This is a genomic window from Gordonia sp. CPCC 206044 (assembly GCF_048537895.1).
In the GTDB taxonomy this organism is placed as follows: Bacteria; Actinomycetota; Actinomycetes; order Mycobacteriales; family Mycobacteriaceae; genus Gordonia.
Genome location: NZ_JBCLVL010000006.1, coordinates 125,010 through 142,749 on the forward strand (window position 1 = coordinate 125,010; position 17,740 = coordinate 142,749).

17 protein-coding genes and 1 pseudogene are annotated in these 17,740 nt (G+C 65.4%); 10 read left to right on the forward strand and 8 right to left on the reverse strand.

Going from position 1 to position 17,740, the window contains the following annotated elements:
- Positions 1-34: 34 nt before the first annotated feature.
- The 3 genes from AAFP35_RS11335 to AAFP35_RS11345 form a co-directional block, all read right to left on the reverse strand.
- The gene (locus AAFP35_RS11335) at positions 35-4,324 is read right to left on the reverse strand and encodes a non-ribosomal peptide synthetase (RefSeq protein ID WP_419221692.1); all 4,290 of its coding nucleotides are present in this window, start codon (positions 4,322-4,324) and stop codon (positions 35-37) included.
- Positions 4,325-4,432: 108 nt separating this feature from the next.
- A complete protein-coding gene (locus tag AAFP35_RS11340) occupies positions 4,433-5,680 on the reverse strand; it encodes a DUF4185 domain-containing protein (protein WP_419221693.1) in 1,248 nt (415 codons plus the stop codon).
- 109 nt (positions 5,681-5,789) lie between these two features.
- Positions 5,790-6,737 carry an alpha/beta hydrolase gene (locus tag AAFP35_RS11345; protein WP_419221694.1) on the reverse strand — a complete coding sequence of 316 codons (948 nt, stop codon included), beginning with the start codon at positions 6,735-6,737 and terminating at the stop codon, positions 5,790-5,792.
- 119 nt (positions 6,738-6,856) lie between these two features.
- On the opposite strand from AAFP35_RS11345, the gene AAFP35_RS11350 reads away from it, so the two are divergent.
- Together AAFP35_RS11350 and AAFP35_RS11355 are read left to right on the forward strand one after the other, a co-directional pair.
- Positions 6,857-7,198 (forward strand): ArsR/SmtB family transcription factor, encoded by a 342-nt coding sequence (locus AAFP35_RS11350; protein WP_419221695.1) that lies wholly within the window; start codon positions 6,857-6,859, stop codon positions 7,196-7,198.
- A complete protein-coding gene (locus AAFP35_RS11355; RefSeq protein ID WP_419221696.1) occupies positions 7,195-7,686 on the forward strand; it encodes an SRPBCC family protein in 492 nt (163 codons plus the stop codon). The genes AAFP35_RS11350 and AAFP35_RS11355 overlap by 4 nt, the downstream gene beginning before the upstream one ends.
- 47 nt (positions 7,687-7,733) lie before the next feature.
- Here the strand turns inward: AAFP35_RS11355 and AAFP35_RS11360 are convergent, their stop codons facing one another.
- Positions 7,734-8,684 (reverse strand): MBL fold metallo-hydrolase, encoded by a 951-nt coding sequence (locus AAFP35_RS11360; RefSeq protein ID WP_419221698.1) that lies wholly within the window; start codon positions 8,682-8,684, stop codon positions 7,734-7,736.
- A 146-nt stretch (positions 8,685-8,830) separates the two neighbouring features.
- Between AAFP35_RS11360 and AAFP35_RS11365 the strand changes: the two genes are divergently transcribed.
- The 3 genes from AAFP35_RS11365 to AAFP35_RS11375 all read left to right on the forward strand — a co-directional run bounded on the left by AAFP35_RS11365 (position 8,831) and on the right by AAFP35_RS11375 (position 10,866).
- Positions 8,831-9,382 (forward strand): helix-turn-helix domain-containing protein, encoded by a 552-nt coding sequence (locus AAFP35_RS11365; protein ID WP_419221699.1) that lies wholly within the window; start codon positions 8,831-8,833, stop codon positions 9,380-9,382.
- A 69-nt stretch (positions 9,383-9,451) separates the two neighbouring features.
- Positions 9,452-9,928, forward strand: a complete 477-nt coding sequence (locus AAFP35_RS11370; RefSeq protein WP_419221700.1) for a GNAT family N-acetyltransferase — start codon at positions 9,452-9,454, stop codon at positions 9,926-9,928.
- A gap of 269 nt (positions 9,929-10,197) precedes the next feature.
- Complete coding sequence (locus AAFP35_RS11375) at positions 10,198-10,866, forward strand: LGFP repeat-containing protein (RefSeq protein ID WP_419221701.1); 669 nt, start codon at positions 10,198-10,200, stop codon at positions 10,864-10,866.
- A 176-nt stretch (positions 10,867-11,042) separates the two neighbouring features.
- Here the strand turns inward: AAFP35_RS11375 and AAFP35_RS11380 are convergent, their stop codons facing one another.
- The 4 genes from AAFP35_RS11380 to AAFP35_RS11395 all read right to left on the reverse strand — a co-directional run bounded on the left by AAFP35_RS11380 (position 11,043) and on the right by AAFP35_RS11395 (position 14,034).
- Positions 11,043-11,522, reverse strand: coding sequence for a hypothetical protein (locus AAFP35_RS11380; protein WP_419221702.1), 480 nt, complete (start codon positions 11,520-11,522; stop codon positions 11,043-11,045).
- A 96-nt stretch (positions 11,523-11,618) separates the two neighbouring features.
- Entirely contained in the window at positions 11,619-12,941 is a 1,323-nt protein-coding gene (locus AAFP35_RS11385) for a replication-associated recombination protein A (RefSeq protein WP_419221703.1), read from the reverse strand.
- Between the two features lie 2 nt (positions 12,942-12,943).
- Positions 12,944-13,345 carry an MmcQ/YjbR family DNA-binding protein gene (locus AAFP35_RS11390; RefSeq protein WP_419221704.1) on the reverse strand — a complete coding sequence of 134 codons (402 nt, stop codon included), beginning with the start codon at positions 13,343-13,345 and terminating at the stop codon, positions 12,944-12,946.
- 254 nt (positions 13,346-13,599) lie between these two features.
- A complete protein-coding gene (locus AAFP35_RS11395; RefSeq protein WP_419221944.1) occupies positions 13,600-14,034 on the reverse strand; it encodes a hypothetical protein in 435 nt (144 codons plus the stop codon).
- A 56-nt stretch (positions 14,035-14,090) separates the two neighbouring features.
- Here AAFP35_RS11395 and AAFP35_RS11400 point away from each other — a divergent pair.
- The 5 genes and pseudogenes from AAFP35_RS11400 to AAFP35_RS11420 form a co-directional block, all read left to right on the forward strand.
- Positions 14,091-14,330: pseudogene (locus AAFP35_RS11400) on the forward strand (type II toxin-antitoxin system PemK/MazF family toxin); the annotation flags it as partial.
- A gap of 1,289 nt (positions 14,331-15,619) precedes the next feature.
- Positions 15,620-15,847, forward strand: coding sequence for a type II toxin-antitoxin system Phd/YefM family antitoxin (locus AAFP35_RS11405; protein ID WP_419221935.1), 228 nt, complete (start codon positions 15,620-15,622; stop codon positions 15,845-15,847).
- A 26-nt stretch (positions 15,848-15,873) separates the two neighbouring features.
- Entirely contained in the window at positions 15,874-16,281 is a 408-nt protein-coding gene (locus AAFP35_RS11410; protein ID WP_419221706.1) for a type II toxin-antitoxin system VapC family toxin, read from the forward strand.
- 380 nt (positions 16,282-16,661) lie between these two features.
- The gene (locus AAFP35_RS11415) at positions 16,662-17,303 is read left to right on the forward strand and encodes a nucleotidyltransferase domain-containing protein (protein WP_160904325.1); all 642 of its coding nucleotides are present in this window, start codon (positions 16,662-16,664) and stop codon (positions 17,301-17,303) included.
- Positions 17,303-17,689 carry a hypothetical protein gene (locus AAFP35_RS11420; protein WP_419221707.1) on the forward strand — a complete coding sequence of 129 codons (387 nt, stop codon included), beginning with the start codon at positions 17,303-17,305 and terminating at the stop codon, positions 17,687-17,689. Before AAFP35_RS11415 ends, AAFP35_RS11420 begins: the two co-directional genes overlap by 1 nt.
- Positions 17,690-17,740 lie beyond the last annotated feature (51 nt).

Here is a 17,740-nt window from a genome sequence, read left to right on the forward strand (position 1 = left end):
CGACGATCGGCGCCGTGGTCGGCACCGGCCTGGATCACCCGCGCAACTCCTGAGTGACCGCGGTGGTGAACCCGGCGACGGTGGTGGGGTCGAACAACGCCGCGGCGTAGAGGACGTCGATGACGCCGTCGCGCTCCCCAGTGGGAGGGGACACGGACACGTGTAGATCGCATTTGGCGAGGTCCACAGGTAACGGGGTCACCCGCACGGCGTCGCCGATGACTCCGCCGACGAACGCGTCGGCCGAGTCGTCCATGCTGAGCATCACCTGGAACAGCGGATGGGCATCGGTCCGATGGGCACCCAGGGCGTCGACGAGCTCCGGCAGGGCGAGACCCCCATGTGCGAAGGCGCGGCGCTCTGCGGCCGCGACCGCGACGATCGTGTCGTCGGCCGACGGCGACACCGGGCACACCACCGGCACCGTCGTGACGAACATGCCGACGGTGTCCGTAAACCGGGAATCGTCGCGTCCGGAGACGAGAGCCCCGATAAGAATCGTCGATTGTGCTGTGAGAGCGGACAGTTGACGGGCGAGGGCCGCCCGCACGACGGTCAGGGGTGACACACGGTTGCGGTGGGCCCGAGTGGTCACATCCGACCACTCGGGTGCGGTCAACGGGGTTCGATGACGGCCTGCGGTGGGATCCCACGTCGCCGCCCGCTCGCGGTCGGTGTGTCCGCGCAGGACGTGTGGTCGGCCGAGTTCGGTGCGCCAGAAATCGATCCGACCCTCCTGGTCGTCGTGTCCCTGGAGCGTGGACCGTCGACAGTACTCGGCGTAGGGGAGTGGCACCGTCGTCGGAGCGCTGCCGGCGATGGATCGTGCGAGCAGCCTCAGCGAGTGGCCGTCGACGGCGATGTGATGGAAGGCAACTGCCATATGGGTTTCGGTTGCGGTGTGCGCGACGCCGATCCGGATCGGATAGTGCCGAGCGAGGTCGATCGGCCGATGCAAATACCTTGTCGCCCAGTCCGGCTCGCTGTCATCGATGTCGTCGACGTGCCACCGTTGCGGATTCGGGGTGGCGTCGACCGTCATCGTCGCGGAGTCGTACGTCGAGCGCAGTGTGTCATGGCGGTCGAGTAGCGGACCGAACAGGCTGCGGATCGACGCAGTGTCGAGGTGCCCATCCACCGACAACCGAAAGGGGATGAGATTGCCGATGCCGTCGTCTGGGACAGGGATGGTGCGCTGTGCGGGCGAGAGGGGCACGCGGACCGTTCCCCGAACCTGTTCGTGGTCGGTCACGTCGGTGCCGAGACCCTCGGCGGAGGCCGGGGTGCAGTCGAGTCTGGCCGCGAGCGCGCGAGGCGTGGCCGACTCGAAGACGTCTCGAACCTGCAGATGATGTCCGGTGCGTGCGTTCAGATCGGCAATGATCGTGGTGGCGACGAGTGAGTCGCCACCGAGGTCGAAGAAATCGGCGGTCGCACTCACCGGTTCGGTGAGGTATAGCGCGTCTCGGAACGACTGTGTCACAAGATGTTCGGTGTCGGTGTCCGGCGGATCGTAAGGAAGATCCAGGGGTCGATGTGGTGTGGGGAGGCGCGCGGGGTCCACCTTGTTGTGGACGGTCATCGGTAGCTCGTCGACGACCGTGATCGTCGATGGCACGAGAGAACGCGGGGCGGCGTCGATGAGCGCGGACCGGACAGTCGCGACGTCGACATCGGGCTGCCGGGGCACGATGAAGGCGTGCAGCCGATTTCGGTCCCCGCCCGCAATGGCGATCGTGGCGGCGGCGGTGACCAGACCGGTCGAGAGCAGCGCCGCGTCGACGTCACCGAGTTCGACCCGGACCCCGTGCACCTTGACCTGTCGGTCGGCGCGGCCACGGAAGTGTAACTGTCCGGCCGCCGTCACCCGGACCCGATCGCCGGTGCGATACATCCGTCGCCCGCCCGGTGTGAAGGGATCTGCAACGAAACGTGCTGCGGTTTCCCCGGTCCGGTGCAGATACCCCATCGCCACGCTCGGGCCCGCGATGTAGAGCTCGCCGTCGGAGCCCACCGGGACCGGCATGAGTCGCCGGTCGAGCACCCATGCGTGTACGCCGCTCATCGGCATGCCGAGCGGCACCACCGCGCCGAGATGTTCGGGGTCGATCACGTCGGTCAGCAGGACACTGCACGTGGTCTCGGTCGGACCGTAGGCGCACCGCACGGTCGTCGAGCGAGACCACGTGCGGATCAACGGTGCCGGGCATCGGTCGCCCCCGACGACGACGTGCGTCAGATCGGGGAGAAGCGACGGCGAGACGGTGGCGAGCAACGCAGGCGTGATGAACAGATGGGTGACCCGCGCCGCCGCGAGATGACGGGCGAGTGGTGTGCCGCTCTGGACGTCGACGGGGACCACATCGAGCCGTGCGCGCCGATGCGCGGCGGCCAGCATCTCCACGATCGCGGTGTCGAACCCCGGCGATGCGAGGTGCGCCACAACGCTCGACGACATCAGTCCGTAGGAACGGTCGATCTCGGCGATCAGATCTGCGACCCCCGACTGCGTCACCACCACTCCCTTGGGAGTGCCGGTGGAGCCGGACGTGTACATGATGAAAGCCGCTGCATCGGAGCGGCATTCGACTGGCCGTCGGTCGTTGTCCGTGTTCGGGTCGATGGTGGTGATGTCGACAAGGACCTCGGCGGGAACATCCGGTGGCGGATGCCCGTGATGGATCACCAAGCGCGGACGAGCATCGGCCAGGATGCCCTGTCTGCGCGCGGACGGTAGGCCGGGGTCGACCGGGACCGCGCACCCGCCGGCCCATACAACGCCCCAGAAGGCGATCACACTGTGCCGACTTCGGGGTATCGCGATCGCGATGGCATCGCCCGGGCGTGCACCGGCGTCACGCAGGTGCACGCCCACGGCCGCTGCATGATCGGCGAGCTCACGATATGTGAGGGTGTCGGCGTCCGCCGACAGCGCCGGCGTCGACTCGAGCGCGCCACGAAAGAGGATGTCCGAGAGGATCGTCGACGCGCCGATGGCAGAGCGATGGATGGCGGGGTGCGGCCGGGGTGATCTCAGTTCGAGGAGCCGGCGGGTGGGGTGCAGCGCTGTCAGATCGTCGAGGCACTCCATGAGTGCACCGAGCAATCGCTGCGTGCTCTCCGCGGTGTAAGCGTTCGGATTCGCTTCGAGTTCCAGCCGGACCCGTCCCGGCTCGGACGGGTACACGTTGATGTTGACGTCGGTCACCGGGCCCGTGGAGATGACCTGATAGCGGGTGAGCAGATGCGGGCCGAGATCGGTCGGTGCAAACGGTGCCATGTTGACGATGGGACCTCGATGCCGGAGGACGGCGTGACCATCGGAACAGTCGCGAGCCATGTCTTCGTATCGAAAGAGCTGGTGGCGCAGGGCCGATGCCGCCATCGCTGCCGTGTCGTGGAGGAACTCGCCGATCGAATCGCGCGCCCGGACCGGCACGGTGACCGGTAGGAGATTGGACACCGTGCCGCCGGCGTCGCGCACCGCCGGTGTCGTGCGCGCCGACGTCGCGATCGTCAGTGGAACGTCGGTGAGGTCGCGCAGACGCCCGACACACCACGCGATCGAGGCCAGCAGCACGGCCGAGGCGGGTAGCCCCGAGGCGCGGGCCAACGACTCCACGGCGTCGCTGCGCCGATCATCGAGATCGACCCCTGCCCGGTGTCGGCGTGCGGAGACAGGACCGCCGTCGGATCCGAGCATGACCGGGTCGGGACCGTCGGTGAGGGCGGTTGCCCAGTACTCGAGATCGCGCTCGTATCGCGCGGAGTGCTGGTACCGGTGCTCGGCGTCGAGCACCGCGCGCCACCGTTGCGCGATCGGGGGAGTGTCCGTGTCGAGCAGCGACGGATCACGGTACAGCTGGGCGACAAGGCGGATCGATGTCATCGCCGTGTAGCCGTCGACGGCGAGGTGATGCGCGCACGAGTAGAACAACCACCGATCGTCGGCGACGTGAAGCAGCGCCGACGACACCAACGGTTCGGACGGGGTGAGATGCCACGGCCGGGCGGCGTCATCGTCCATCCATCCCAGCGCGGAGGCCACGGGATCGGGGTGTTCGCGGAAATCGAGTCGGAGGATCTCGGCCGGTGGCACCCGGGCATCGAGGACCAGAGCCGGCTCGCCGTTCACGACGCGCACACGAGCGATGTCGAGTCCACTCATCGACTGCACATGTCGCGCAGCGCGACACAGGCGCTCGACGTCGAGATCGCCGGTGAGGTCGACGTAATGGGCGATGGTCAGAGGGATGTCGTCGCCGATGGCCTGCTGAGCGAACCACAGTGCCCGCTGTGCCCGATCGAGGGGCAACGTGGGCACGGTCGGAGGCTGTGGATCATCGGTGACATCTGCTCGCAGCGTCAGTGGACCTCCTCGTTCCTGCCGACCCCCTGGCTCCGAGCGGGCGAGTGTGCCCGTCGTTCATTATCAGTCTGTGCGCGACGTCGTCGGTTGTCCAGGAAGAACCCTACGAAGCGAGTCGAGAGCGCGCTCGGCGTCGGCGATTTCGTCTGATATGTCGTTTTCGTCGCGAAAAGACGTGAGGGCGTTGCGCCAGTCGTCGATGCGTTGCGCCAAGACGTGGCGGTTACTCGGGGCCGCCGACGGCGAGTTGAGCGTGGTGGCGAACTGCATCACGCGGTAGGGCCAGTGCGTCGTGGTGTTCCATTGCGATACAGCGAGATCGATGCCACTGGGCACGTCGAGTTCGGAACCGGGCATGATGTAGCCGCCGTATGCCTGGGCCACTCGGCCGGCCGGATGGTCTTCGCTTGGCCAGTCGGTGATCTCGGCGATCGCGGGCGTCTTGACACGTCCGCGCAGACCATCGGTCGGGCCGTCGAGTACGCGATAGGACAGGGCGTGGTCGGAGATGCAGAAGCCGCCGAGCACCCAGCCGGGACGTTGCGCACCGGGCACGCGACGAAGCGTTGTCTCACGCCAGATCTCGTCCGGCGGTGTGATCACCGTCGGTGCATTTCCCCATGCCCAGGTGCCATTGCGGTGCCCCCAGGTGAGGTAGGCGTCGCGGTTGCCGATGTCGGCAGGTCGCACGGCGCGCAAGATCATGCCCGAGCCGGACTGGAATGCCGTGGAGATCACGTAGACCCAGCCGCTGTCCGGATCGAAGTCCCACGTCCAGGATTGGGCCAATCCGTCGTGGAGGTCGGCGGCGAAAGTGGCTTGCGGTCCCATGTGGCCCCACGTGACACCACCGTCCGACGAACGCCAGATCTCGGTCCAGTGCACCCGTGGAAACCCTCGGACGACGATGACGTGCAGGTAGAGTTCGTCGCCGACGCGCAGGATGTCGCTGGGAATGACGGTGGAGAAGCCGCCACGATTCCATGGCGGAGCGTCGTGGATGTAGGGCCACAGCTGACGCGCATACTCGGGATCGGTACCACCGGCGCGGGTCCAGATCACGTGCCCGTCGTCGTCACGCTCGCCGATCAGGATCACCGGCGACCGCCAGTCCGCCGACCCGGCCCGTGCCTCGCGATAGGTGTCGCCGAAAACCGCGATGATCTCGCCGTCCGGGCCCTCCACCATCGCGCCGAGATCGGCCGCACCGACGCCGAATCGGGTGGACAGCCCTGGTCCGGTGAGGTCGCCGATCTTCATTCCGCCGGTCGTCGCGTCCCCGGCTGTCTCGGTCCGTTGTCGCCATCGCATCGTGTCGCCTCGTGTGCAGTCAGCGTGTCCGTCGGGTCCTGGGCACCAGCGTACGCGGAGGGATCGCGGTCACCGCTGGCATCGAGTGCCGGAAAAGTTCACGGCCGTCTCAGACGGGGGCGGCGTCGCGCGGGGCGCGCCGTCCGGTCAGCCGCCCCGCGATCCATGCCTCGATGTCGGCGCGTGCCGTGGCGGCGATGGCGGTCGGGTGCGACGTGAAGCCATGCGGCGACACCGGATAGATCCGGAGGCCGATGTCGTTGCCCGCGGCCGCAAGACGCGCCGCCATGACCAGATTGTCTTCGAGGAGGATGTCGTGTTCGCCGACGACGAGCAGCGTCGCGGGTAGGTTGTGGAGATCGGCGAAGACGGGGGAGATGTCGCCGACCGCGCGGTCGGCGACGTGGCCGACATACGCCTCGAGGAAGTACTCGTCGGCGATGAGCTTACCCGCCGGGGTCGTGGCGCTCAGATCGTACGTACCGAATTGTAGTGCAGCACCGGCGAATTCAGTGGACATCCCGCGGTCGCGCAGCCGCAGCAGGGTGGTCATCGCAAGTGTTGCGCCCGCGGACGCCCCACCGATGACAAGTCGCGTTGTACCGAACAGCTTTTCGGCTTCGTCGACGAGCCAGCGGGCGGCGGTCTCGCAGTCGTCCGGTGCGGCAGGCCACGGGTTCTCGGGGGCGAGGCGGTAGTCCACGCTGACGACGGAGACACCGAGCGAGTCGGCGATTTCGCGATTGCGGGAGTCCGAACGGACCGCCGAATCCATGTAGAAGCCGCCGCCGTGGATGTCGAGGTACACACCGACGGGGTGCGAGCCGGTCGGACGTAGAACTCGGACCGGGACCTCGCGACCGGCGGCTTCGGCAATCATGGGCACGGCCGCCGGGTCGGCGGCGGGTGCATCCCCATGCCGTCTGGAACGGGCGGTCCTCACCTCGTCAAACGACTGCGGCCCGCGCATCGGAGCCTTTGCGGCGTAGTGGTCACGCGCTTCGGCGACGTGTGACGCGAACTGGCTGCCGATCAAATGAGGCACACCGAAATCCATTGCAGTCTCACCCTTCCACCTGGTCCCCGACAATGTCCGCGAGTCTAGGCCTGCTGAATGCGTAGGTTGCCCCCGACGCGCCTTGACACGCCAAGACCGTAAGTGAATACTTACCGTTCGTGACGGATGACCAAGATGCCGGTGGTGCTTGGGACGTGCTGGCCGACCGCTCCCGCCGCGAGATCCTGACTGCGCTCGCGCAGTCTCCATCGGCGGTGGGGGAGTTGGCTGATCGGTTGCCGATCAGCCGTCCCGCGGTGTCGCAGCACCTGAAGGTCCTGAAAGAGATCGGCGTGGTGCGGGACGAGGAACGTGGCACGCGGCGCATCTATTCGGTCGATGAACTAGCCCTGATCGCCCTCAGAGATCAACTCGACACGTTCTGGGGACGAACCCTGTCGGGATTCGCCGCCGCCGTCCGCGACGCATCCGACGACGAATTGCCAAGTGGAGGACCATGATGAGCGAGAGCAACACGACCGTGCGGAAGTCGATTTCCGTGCCGGTCCCGCAGGCGGCGGCATTCGCACTGTTCACCGAACGTCTGGGCGATTTCAAACCGGCCGAGCACAACCTGTTGTCGGTGCCGATTGCGGAGACCGTCCTCGAGCCACGCGTTGGCGGCGCGATCGTCGACCGCGGCACCGACGGTTCCGAATGCCGGTGGGCGAGAGTGCTTGTGTTCGATCGTCCGGACCGGATCATCTTCAGTTGGGATATCAGTCCGACGTGGCGCATCGAGACCGATCCGGAGCACACGAGTGAGGTGGAGATCCGCTTCATCGTCGACGGGGACTCGTCCACACGCGTCGAACTGGAACACCGCCATCTCGATCGGCATGGTCCGGGATGGGAATCGGTGCGCGACGGTGTCGGCGGTGACGGCGGCTGGCCCGTCTACCTGGAGCGCTACCGCGAACTGGTCGGTTCTGTCGACGTGTCGTCCTGACCGGGTCTCGGGAGTCGACCGTCGTTGCCGTCGCCGCGATGCCGCGATCAGTGGCCACCGTGATCGTGGCTGGGAACGATCGTCACCCGTTCCCGCACCGCGTAGAGGCGATGCTGCGTCTCCCATGCGACGGCCCGGTCGGCATCGGCAAGGAGGCCCGGGTAGGACGCCTTTTGGCGGAACCGGTCGATCTGGACGTGGCTCCAGACGGCATCACCGGCGAGCAGCATTGGACCAGAGGTTGTTTGAACGAGAAGGCCGATGCTCGCCGGAGTGTGCCCGGGTAGAGGGACGAGGATGACCGATCGGTCGCCGAACACGTCGCGGCTGCGCGGGAACGTCAGTATCGGCGGTCCGTCGAGGTCATAGAGTGTCACCGGTCGATCCAGCAGTGACGGGCGCACGCCACCCTGCGGTGCGATTCGGTCCTGCATCATCCAGGTGTACTCGGGTCGATGAAGGTGGACGGGGAGCGCGGGCAGATCGAGCAGCCCGGCGACGTGGTCCCAATGCAAATGGGTGGGCAGTGCGAAGTCGAGGTCGGTGGCGTCGATGCCTGCGAGGTCGAGAGCTCGGCGGATGTCGACGACGTCACGCGGCGGCGACACTGCGACCCGCAGAATCCATGGCAGCTCCGCCACCGCACGGGAGTGCACGTCGACGCAGACGCCCGGATCGACAACGAACGTCGCCTGCGGGTGGCGGATGACGAACGCGTTCACCCGGTTGGGGGAGCGCACGGGCCGCCACACACCTTCAGCGACGCCCGGGGTCGGCACCATCCGGGTTCGCTGCGGCAGGGTGATCACATCGACTGTCGTTGCGCTGGTGGGTAACCCGTGGTCGGTGAGCGACGCGAGGAAGCGCGAGTCGGGACGCCTCGGACGGACGACGCCGACCGGTAGGCCTACCAATGCCTGGCAGCATGTCACCAGACTCGGCCGGGCGACCTCGACGGCATCAGCGGACGTGCTCGCTCTACCGGATGTACCGGTCATGGTGCCCCTTTTGTGGTTTCGCGCCGTACGCTCGGCGAGACTCGACCGCATCGGACTCACCGACGATGACACGTCAGGGACGGCAATGCAACCTCACTGGCAACATTCTTGCCACATGGGCGATAGGGGTGGGTACAGTGATGGCCGTGGCAGGGCAGCAACAGCATGACGACAGCTGGATCGGCCGGAGGGTCGGCGAGTTTCGCCGTGACCGGAACTGGACGCTCGGCATCCTCGCCGACAAGGTGGGTTTGTCGACCACACAGCTGTCCCGCATCGAGTCGGGCACCAGGCAGCCATCGGTCGGGACGCTCATCGAGATCGCGCACTCCTTCGGTGTCTCGCTGAGCCGGCTCGTCGACGACCAGTACAGCGCGCCTTACCATCTCACGCGCGCGACCGACCGGGAGGCGCAGACGGAGTCCGGCGGACTCGCCCTGCTCAGCGGCGATTTTCCGGGGTTGCAGGCGGTCCGTCTGGTGGTGCCCGCGTCGTCGGAGGCCCCGGAAGCCAGTCATGGCGGTGAGGAATGGCTGTACGTGCTCACCGGGGCCATCGGTATCCGGATCGGTACCGCGGACATCATGCTGGCCGTGGGGGACACGATTCACTTCCCGTCGCACACCACACATCGCGTTCACAACCCGGGCGACACATCCGCGGAAGTGCTCCTCGTGTCCACCTCCGGACGCGGATGACGCGCTTCGGACGCATCTGATGCGATGACGGCGATTGGTCGACGCTTGCGATGCCGTGAGAATGGACGGGTGGACGATGGTGAGCGCGCGTTGATCTCCGACGGTGTCGATCCGATCGGCATCGCCGAGTTGCGGTGGCTGTGGGCACAGGAAGCCGATCCAGACGTGGGTCCTTGGCGCGCCGACCGCGACTTCCTCGGTTCCGTCGCGAGGTGGATGGCCGACCCGTCGCGAACCGTCTGGCACGCGTCGGTGCAGGAGCGTGCGGTGGGGATGGTGTGCCTGACCGAATACCAGCGGATGCCCAGCCCCAGAACCCGGGCGTCCGGCTCGTGGGGCTACCTCGGCCATCTGTATGTGTGTGCAGATCAACGGCTTTCCGGTATCGGCACCCAACTCGTGGCCGAAGTCGTCCGCGCCGCGGAGCGTCGTGGGTACAGCAAGATCGTGTTGTCGCCGAGTGTCGAGTCGATTCGCCTGTATGAACGTCACGGATTCACCCAGGGCAACGGGCTGATGGTGCGCCGGACGGCGGGAGCTACGTGAGCCGGCGCTTTGCGTGTTCTGCTGGAGACTGCTGATCCGCTCGTCGAGCGCGCAAGGAGGCATGAGCACGAGCATCCGCGGTCAGACCGCTGGCTTCTCCTCGCGAACTCTTGACGCTCAAAGATGATCGTGTCCCTGACGTCTCTCGCCCTATCGGGATGGCGCCTCGCGCGCGAGTGTCTTCAGTCGCCGATAGAGTCGGACGGGGATGTCCGGTTCCGTATCGAATGGGCGGGCCGGTTCGGTGTCGAAGAAATCGAAAGGAACACATGAGGCAGATCGCTGCGCTGCGCGTCAGTTGCGTCGCCGGATTGTTTGCAATTGCCCTGACCGCCGTTGCATGCGGCAGTGACGATTCGAAAGACGCTGCCGCGTCGCAGGTCTCGATGGCCACGGCTACGGCGACGGAGTCGTCGGCAGAGCCCAGCGAGGATTCGACCTCACACACGGCCGCTGCGGCGACATCCGAGGCCGAAGCCGCTCAGGTGACGATCACGGGGGAGGCCGACGTCGCGGTGACGATGAGCGGTCCGATCGCCGCCAAGTACGCCTCGGCCACCGACGCTCAGAAGGATGCTCTCGGCAAAGCGCTGACCGGCGACCGCAACGCAGGGACCCGTGACAGTGGCGTGGTGTTTCAGCAGTTCCAGGGCGGTGTGATCATCGCGAAAAACACCGACTCCGGGACGGCCGCGTATGTCATCACCTCGGGCGGAATTCGGGACGCATGGAACACCGAGCGTGCTGCGGACGGCACTCCATCGCCCACCGGCAAGAACGGGTCGCCCGGACCTCTCGGAGTGCCCACCAGCGACGTCACCACCGACGGCGACGTGCAGCAGGCGAGTTTTGAGCACGGCAAGGTCATCGAGAACACGCGGACCGGCGAGGTCACCGTCACGGTCAACGGCAAGACCGTGCCATCTGGACTGACGTAGACGCGGCTTGGTCCGCCTGGACTCCAGGCCGTGGTGACCGCTGAACGAGTGTGGAGCAGTTCTTGCTTCGGCCGCGAGCCTGGCTTCTGGATCCCGTCGTGTGACCGACTGCGCGAGCAGAGACTCCGGACGGTGGCGGGTCCGCGCGCAGCAGTGTTCCCCGAAGTCGACACGACTCAGAGCTCGGAGTCACGAGCGACTCTGTTGACCACCGCTGATGCGACGACAGCGGTCGACACCGCGATCGCGAATGGGACCGCAGTGAGGAAAAGCTCGAAGTCGGGCATGCACAGCTCGACGTCGCAGCGGTAGTGGCCGCCGTACTCGCGGACCTGGGACACGGAGTAGGCGAGCGCGATGGCCCAGGTGATGGCGAAGGGGACCGTGGCGGCCAAGCTGCGCCCGGAGAACCGCAGCAGCACCGTACTCAACAGCAAGACAGCTGCGGCGGTCGCCGCCCCGGTGTGGAAGTTGGCAACAAGTTGGGCGTCTTGCGTGATCGTCTGGGTGTCCGATCCCATGTAGTAGGCAGCCAGCGCCCATGGAATTCCGAGAGCTGCCACCACGTGCGTCGCGTGCCACATTCGGCGGGGCGTCACAGCGGGATGCGGGCGGAAGCCGTGGCTACGGGCACACTGCACAGTCGGTCTCTCCATGCCGCGTGCTCGGGTGGGAGTCCGGGGTCGGTCACGGTGGGCGAGTTGCATGAGTTGGCTGCGGTCGCGGTCATCGCGGGGGCCTCGACGTTCGGGTCATTCGGGGGAGTCGTTGTCGCGGTGTGTATCTCGCAGGCGTTGCCAGTGGCGGAGTCGTTCGGAGATGTTCTGCTCGTAGCCGTTTCGGGTGGGTTCGTAGAAGCGGGTGCGCTCGACGCCCTCGGGAAAGTAGTTCTGTCCGGAGAACCCGTCGGTGGTGTCGGGGTCGTATCGGTAGCCGTCGCCGTAGCCGAGTTGTTTCATCAGTGCGGTGGGCGCGTTGAGGATGTGGGCGGGCGGCATGAGGGACCCGGTTGTTTTCGCCTCTCGCATGGCCCGGTTCAGTCCCCGGTACACGGCGATCGATTTGGGGGCGGTCGCGAGGTAGACGACCGCTTGGGCGATCGCGAGCTCACCTTCCGGGGAGCCGAGGCGCTCATAGACGTCCCAGGCGGCGAGGGCTTGGTGAATGGCATGGGGATCGGCGATTGCGATGTCCTCGTTCGCGAACCGCACCAGGCGACGCGCGATGTAGAGGGGATCTTCGCCGCCGTCGAGCATCCGGGCGAGCCAGTACAGGGCCGCGTCCGGGTCGGAGCCGCGCATCGCTTTGTGAAGAGCGGAGATGAGGTTGTAATGCGACTCTTGTGCCTTGTCGTACACCGGCGCCCGCTTCTGTACCAGCGTTGCCAAGCCGACCGTGTCCAAAGGGGCGGCGTCGTCGGGCAGGGTGAGGATCTGCTCGACGAGGTTGAGCAGGTACCGGCCGTCGCCGTCGGCCAAAGCAACCACCGCATCGGTCGCGGCGGCATCTAACGGCAAGGTGCGACCGGTGAGTTGTTCGGCGCGAACGATGAGCGTTCGCAGCGCCGCGTCGTCGAGCCGGCGCAACACGAACACCTGACAGCGGGACAGGAGAGCCCCATTGAGCTCGAAGCTGGGATTCTCCGTCGTTGCTCCGACGAGAACAATGGTGCCGTCTTCGACGTAGGGCAAGAAGCTGTCCTGCTGCGCGCGGTTGAAGCGGTGGATCTCGTCGACGAACAGTAGTGTGCCCCGGCCGATCTCGCGACGCTTGGTGGCCGTGGCGAAGATCTTCCGCAGGTCGGCAACCCCGGAAAACGTCGCCGACAGCGGCTCGAACTCGAGCCCGGTCCGGTTCGCGAGGAGCCGCGCAATCGTGGTCTTCCCGCACCCGGGCGGTCCCCACAAGATCAGGGACACCAGCCGGCCCTGGCCGACCATCCGGCCCACCGGCGCCTCGGATGCGAGCAGGTGATCTTGCCCGACGACCTCCTCGAGGGTCTGGGGACGGAGGCGATCTGCAAGGGGGCGAGAATCATCATCGATCTCGAACAACGACGTCGGTTCGGGCGGCACGGTTACCCCCTGCCGCTCAACTGGTGTACGCCGCCCGACGTGAGACGGTCGCGCTCGCCGCGAGCGAGGTTATCGACGACGAGGTCGTAGGAGTCCTGCACCAACTCCTCGACCAGGGCCCGGGTGATGTTCTTGCCTGCCCCGATCGACAGCCAGTGGTGTTTGTCGAGGTAGCGGCCGGGCTGGACGCTGGGATGATCACGCACGAGCGCATCCACGTGGGGAGGCTCGCTCTTGACGGTGATCACGTGGTCGTCGGTGTCGTCGGTAACGATCAAGAACACCCGGGCGCGGACTTTGAAGACCAGCAGTCCTGGGCTGAACGGATACCCCTCAGTGACCTCCGGTAGCGACCGTGCGGTCTCGACCGCGGTGCGACGCAGGGCCGTGCTGTCGACGGTCATCACGGCCGCCCGAACGCGGTCGGGTCGACAGGCCGTTGCGACTTCGGCACGCTGGGCTCCATCACCTGCGGGTACGACTCGCTGACGAGCTGCTCGGTCTGGTCGGCGTCGAGCCTCCCGCCGGGCCTCCCGTCCGGTCGCGTCGTGGCGCATCTGCGGCGCCGTCTCGTTCATCGTGTCCTCCATCCCGGTCTAGGTACAAAGGTACGCACGTGGTCTGACATGAGACGGAGGCTTACTGCGCGCAAGGGAGATCAGGTGGCGTACGCCTCCGGGGTGCCACGGCGAGAATCGCGGTACGCCTTCACTCCGAGATGGAATGCCGCGATAGCCATTGCGGCCACGGTCATCGGGGCGCCACCGACCATCAATAGCCCCCAGAAACCGGTCCAATGCGCCACCCCGTAGACCGTCAGCGCCGCCAGTGCGACGACTGCCAGCCAGGACACCCAGAACCGCATCACCAGCGCAGCGACAACTGGTGCGGCACTGAGTAAAGCGGCGACAGTGACGGGCGGCCATGTGCCATACGCCGACCAGACCGGATCATCGCAGGTCGCGTCGGCACGAACACCAGGCTCGTCCAACTCGCCAGTCTTGCCGCACGACATCGACGACCACCCAGCAGGTTCAAAGGCGTTCCACACCGCAAACGCGACGCCGAGCACACCCAGGACCAACCACGCCACCCGCACCCACCTCACACGGCGGACGCTACTCCGTCAAGGCGCGATCTTTCGATTCAACTCTGTCGGTGGGTGTTGCGCCGATGACGAGTCGGCTTGTCGATGCGCCGTTGTTGCGGATTCGTATCCCAGGAAACCCTGATGCGATCTCGGGTCTCGAGCAGGACAGCGACGTGATGGTTGACAAACTGACTGCGGTCCGGCGGTCGAATGTTCTGACGCGCATTGGCCGTCTGACCTCCGAGCAGCTCGTGGAATTCGAACGCTCGTTGATGGCGTTCCCGGGACTCGCGCGATGACATGTGGGCAAGTAGGGCTCGGCGGCCGGCGAATTACATCGCCGCCGACCATCGATATCGAAGGGTGCTAAATGTGTTGCGGCGTAGCACAAGATGCAGTGGGTTACTGGTAACCCTGCATATTCGATCGCTGCATAATGCGGTTGCACGTCTCGTGAGGCATTGAGAATCTTGTCGTGTGGAAGCTGTCGCGTCGAAAGAAAAGAATCAGCCGGCACCACCGCACGTGGTCTTCGATGACCTCGTGAGCCCAAATCGGCAGCCTTCCCGCCCCTGGCTTCACCTTCTGGACGATGAGGTTACTCCCACTGTCCTCGAGTCCGATCGACCCACGCGAGTGGTGTGGTCGTCGTTGTGGACGAAGAGGTCAGACGCTCGGGTCGAATTCGATCTGAGCGGCGGGCGCAGTGGTACCGATTTGCGGTGGACGCTGCTCACCGAGCAGCCCTACCCGGACGACCGCCAACCCGTCATCTGTGCCAACGCATCGGCAATCTGATCAACGCCAACCTGCGATACACCTACGGGCAGTAGTCAGAATCCGCGACGTTCATCCATCCTCGGCTCAGTGGGGTTAGTCGTAGAACGGCTGGCGGCCGTATCGGTTTGCGGTCACGACATCGATGTCGTTTCGGGATGTCAGGGCGCGGATGGTGGCTGTGTCCGCCCCGATCCCGGCCCAGTGAGGATCTGTGTCGCTTGCTAGGCACCAGGCATGGTCGGCGGGAAATACGAAGGCCGGCGGGTTGTGGAGTAGCGCAGGCGTTTCGTGGGTCAATGGCTCCTCCCACTCCTTGATGTCGGACAGTGTGCCGGCGTAGAGGTGGTAGTCGCGGTTCGGGATGTGCATTCGAGGCTTACCCGGTAGGGGAGACACGACACCTGACTAGCCGGCCCAGATCGCGAAGTAGCAGTCGTCGGAGCTGCGTGTCGTCGCAGCCAAGGCCATGCACGTCCTGGCGACGATCGCGTGCTCATAGCCGTCATAGGCGGGCTCTGTGAAGTCTTCGCTTGGATACCTCTGGTGAGGGCAGTCCGGATCCGGTATGAAACGGACCCGCGCATTCGCCTCGAACTCGGGAGGCCCGAACAGCGCAAGGGACTTCCACGCGTCCCGGCTTCGCGTGATCCAGTCCGCGGGTGACACATCGGCACAGAAACGCAGCATGCAATGACTATGCGCTCATCTGATGCAGGAGTTCACTGGTAAACCTGCATATTCGATTGCCGCATATTCAGCCAGAGCACGGGTGTATCACCGGTGATACACTCGTGCTGTGGCTGAAGTGGTGAGTGTCAGGGACTTGCGCAACAACGGTGGGGAGGTGTTGCGCAGAGTTGAGCGCGGGGAGCGGATCGTGGTCACGCGTGATGGCGAGCCAGTGGCCGAACTCCGTGCTTTGCCCAGGAAGAGTGTGAGCGCAACGGAGTTGATCCGCCGACGCGCGCATCTTCCACGGGTCGACCCGGACGTCCTGCGGTCTGACGTTGATAGCGTGTTGGACTCGTCCTTATGACAGAACCGGTCGCCACAAGGCGGGGGATGCTTGACACGTCAACCGTGATTCTGCTTGGGAGGCTGGCTGATCCCGACGAGCTGCCTGAGGAATCGGTGATTAGCGCAATCACCCTTGCGGAGCTTTCGGTCGGCCCGCATGTCGCGCGGACCGATCGCGAGCGAAGTGCCCGGCAACAGCATGTGCAGCAGGCGGAGGCGGATTTCGAGGTGCTGACATTCGATGCCGAAAGTGCGCGAGCTTTCGGCGGCGTCGCGGCCGCGTTGCGATCATCGGGGCGGAAACCTGGTGCGCGCGCATATGACGCATTGATCGCTGCCAGCGCCATCGCGAACGGTATTCCACTGTTTACGTGCAATCCGAGCGATTTTGTTGGCATACCCCAACTGGATCTACGGGCGGTGACGCATCCAGGCGCTGCTGGTTCTTTGTGAGAAGTTGCAGGGAGAGTGTGAAGTTCCAAGTGCGTTGTCGTCATCATCCGGCACATGAAAGCAATTCCAGCACAGGGTATTACGCAGAGGTCTACTGGTAACGCTGCATATTCAATTGCTGCATATTCCAATCACTCGAACCAGGGCGCGCGGTCTGGCTAACTGGTAGCTTCGCGCAGGAGCGAGCCTAGGCGTCGGAAGTGGTGCGGCGTGGCGAATGAACGAGCGGGGTGCTGACCGGTCAGGTAGGCCGCTTCGCTGTGCCGTACGACTCCGGTTCGCAGGAATCTGCCGCGTGACTCTTGGCCAACTCCATGCGACCAAGGTCAACTATAGTTGTGTTACTCTAATTTTAGTTGCAATCTCAGGAGGTGTCGGGCGTGCAATTGAACAAACCATTTGCCACGGTAACGCCGACCCTGGACGGAGACGTACTCGCCGTGTTGGCGTCCGCAGACGCTACGTTCACGATCAGCCAGGTCCATCGCATTCTCACCACGGCGTCGGCTGAGGGCATCCGCAAGGTCCTCAACCGACTCGCCATTCAGGGCGTGGTGTTGCACGACCAGGTGGGTAGGACGAATACCTATCGACTCAACACTGAACACCTCGCCGCTGAGCCGATCATGGCGTTGGCACGTCTGAACTCCGCGTTTCTGAACCGTCTCGAAGAGCACCTCCGAGAGTGGGGTAAGACGCTTCGGTACGCTGCGGTTTTCGGGTCGGCGGCGACGGGGCATATGCGGCGAGACAGCGACATTGACCTGATCCTGGTGCGCGCCGGGGACTGGGGCCGCGAAGGTGACGACGTGTGGGGGCATCGGGTGACAGAGGTTGCCCGGCTCATCACAGCGTGGACCGGCAACGACGGCCGCATAGTCGAGTACGCTGCGGACGAATTCCGCGCCGCGGCTGCCGCGGGTGAACCTCTGCTTCGTGACGTGGCGAAGCAAGGCCTCACCGTTGCGGGTACGCGGTCCTGGTTCAACGCGCAGCTGCGCCCCGCGTCGGGGAGGTTCTGATGGCGTCGCAGCGCGACTGTGACTCCGCGGTCATCGCAGGGCGGATGTCGAAGGCGAACGAGTTTTTGGATGCCGCTGACCATCTCGGGAAGGAGATGCCCAACGCCGCTGGGGACTTGTACGTCGACGCTGGCATCGCAGCCTCAGACGTTATCTGCTGTGTTCGCCTTGGTGTGCACTCCAATACCGGCAACCACGCCGAGGCTGCAGCCCTCCTGAAGCGTGCGGACAGCGGATCCGAGCGACACCTGAACACGCTGTTGAACCTGAAGAACAAGGCTGCGTACACGCATCAGGACCTAACCTCCGCGGAGCTAAAGCGGATGATCCGCGCAGCGCAGCACTTGGTTGAGTCGGCCAAACTGGCAGTAGCCGCTCGCGGATAGCGCACACGCCGGCTCATTGAGTTCGGAGTCTCGGATCTGTGCCATCGAGTC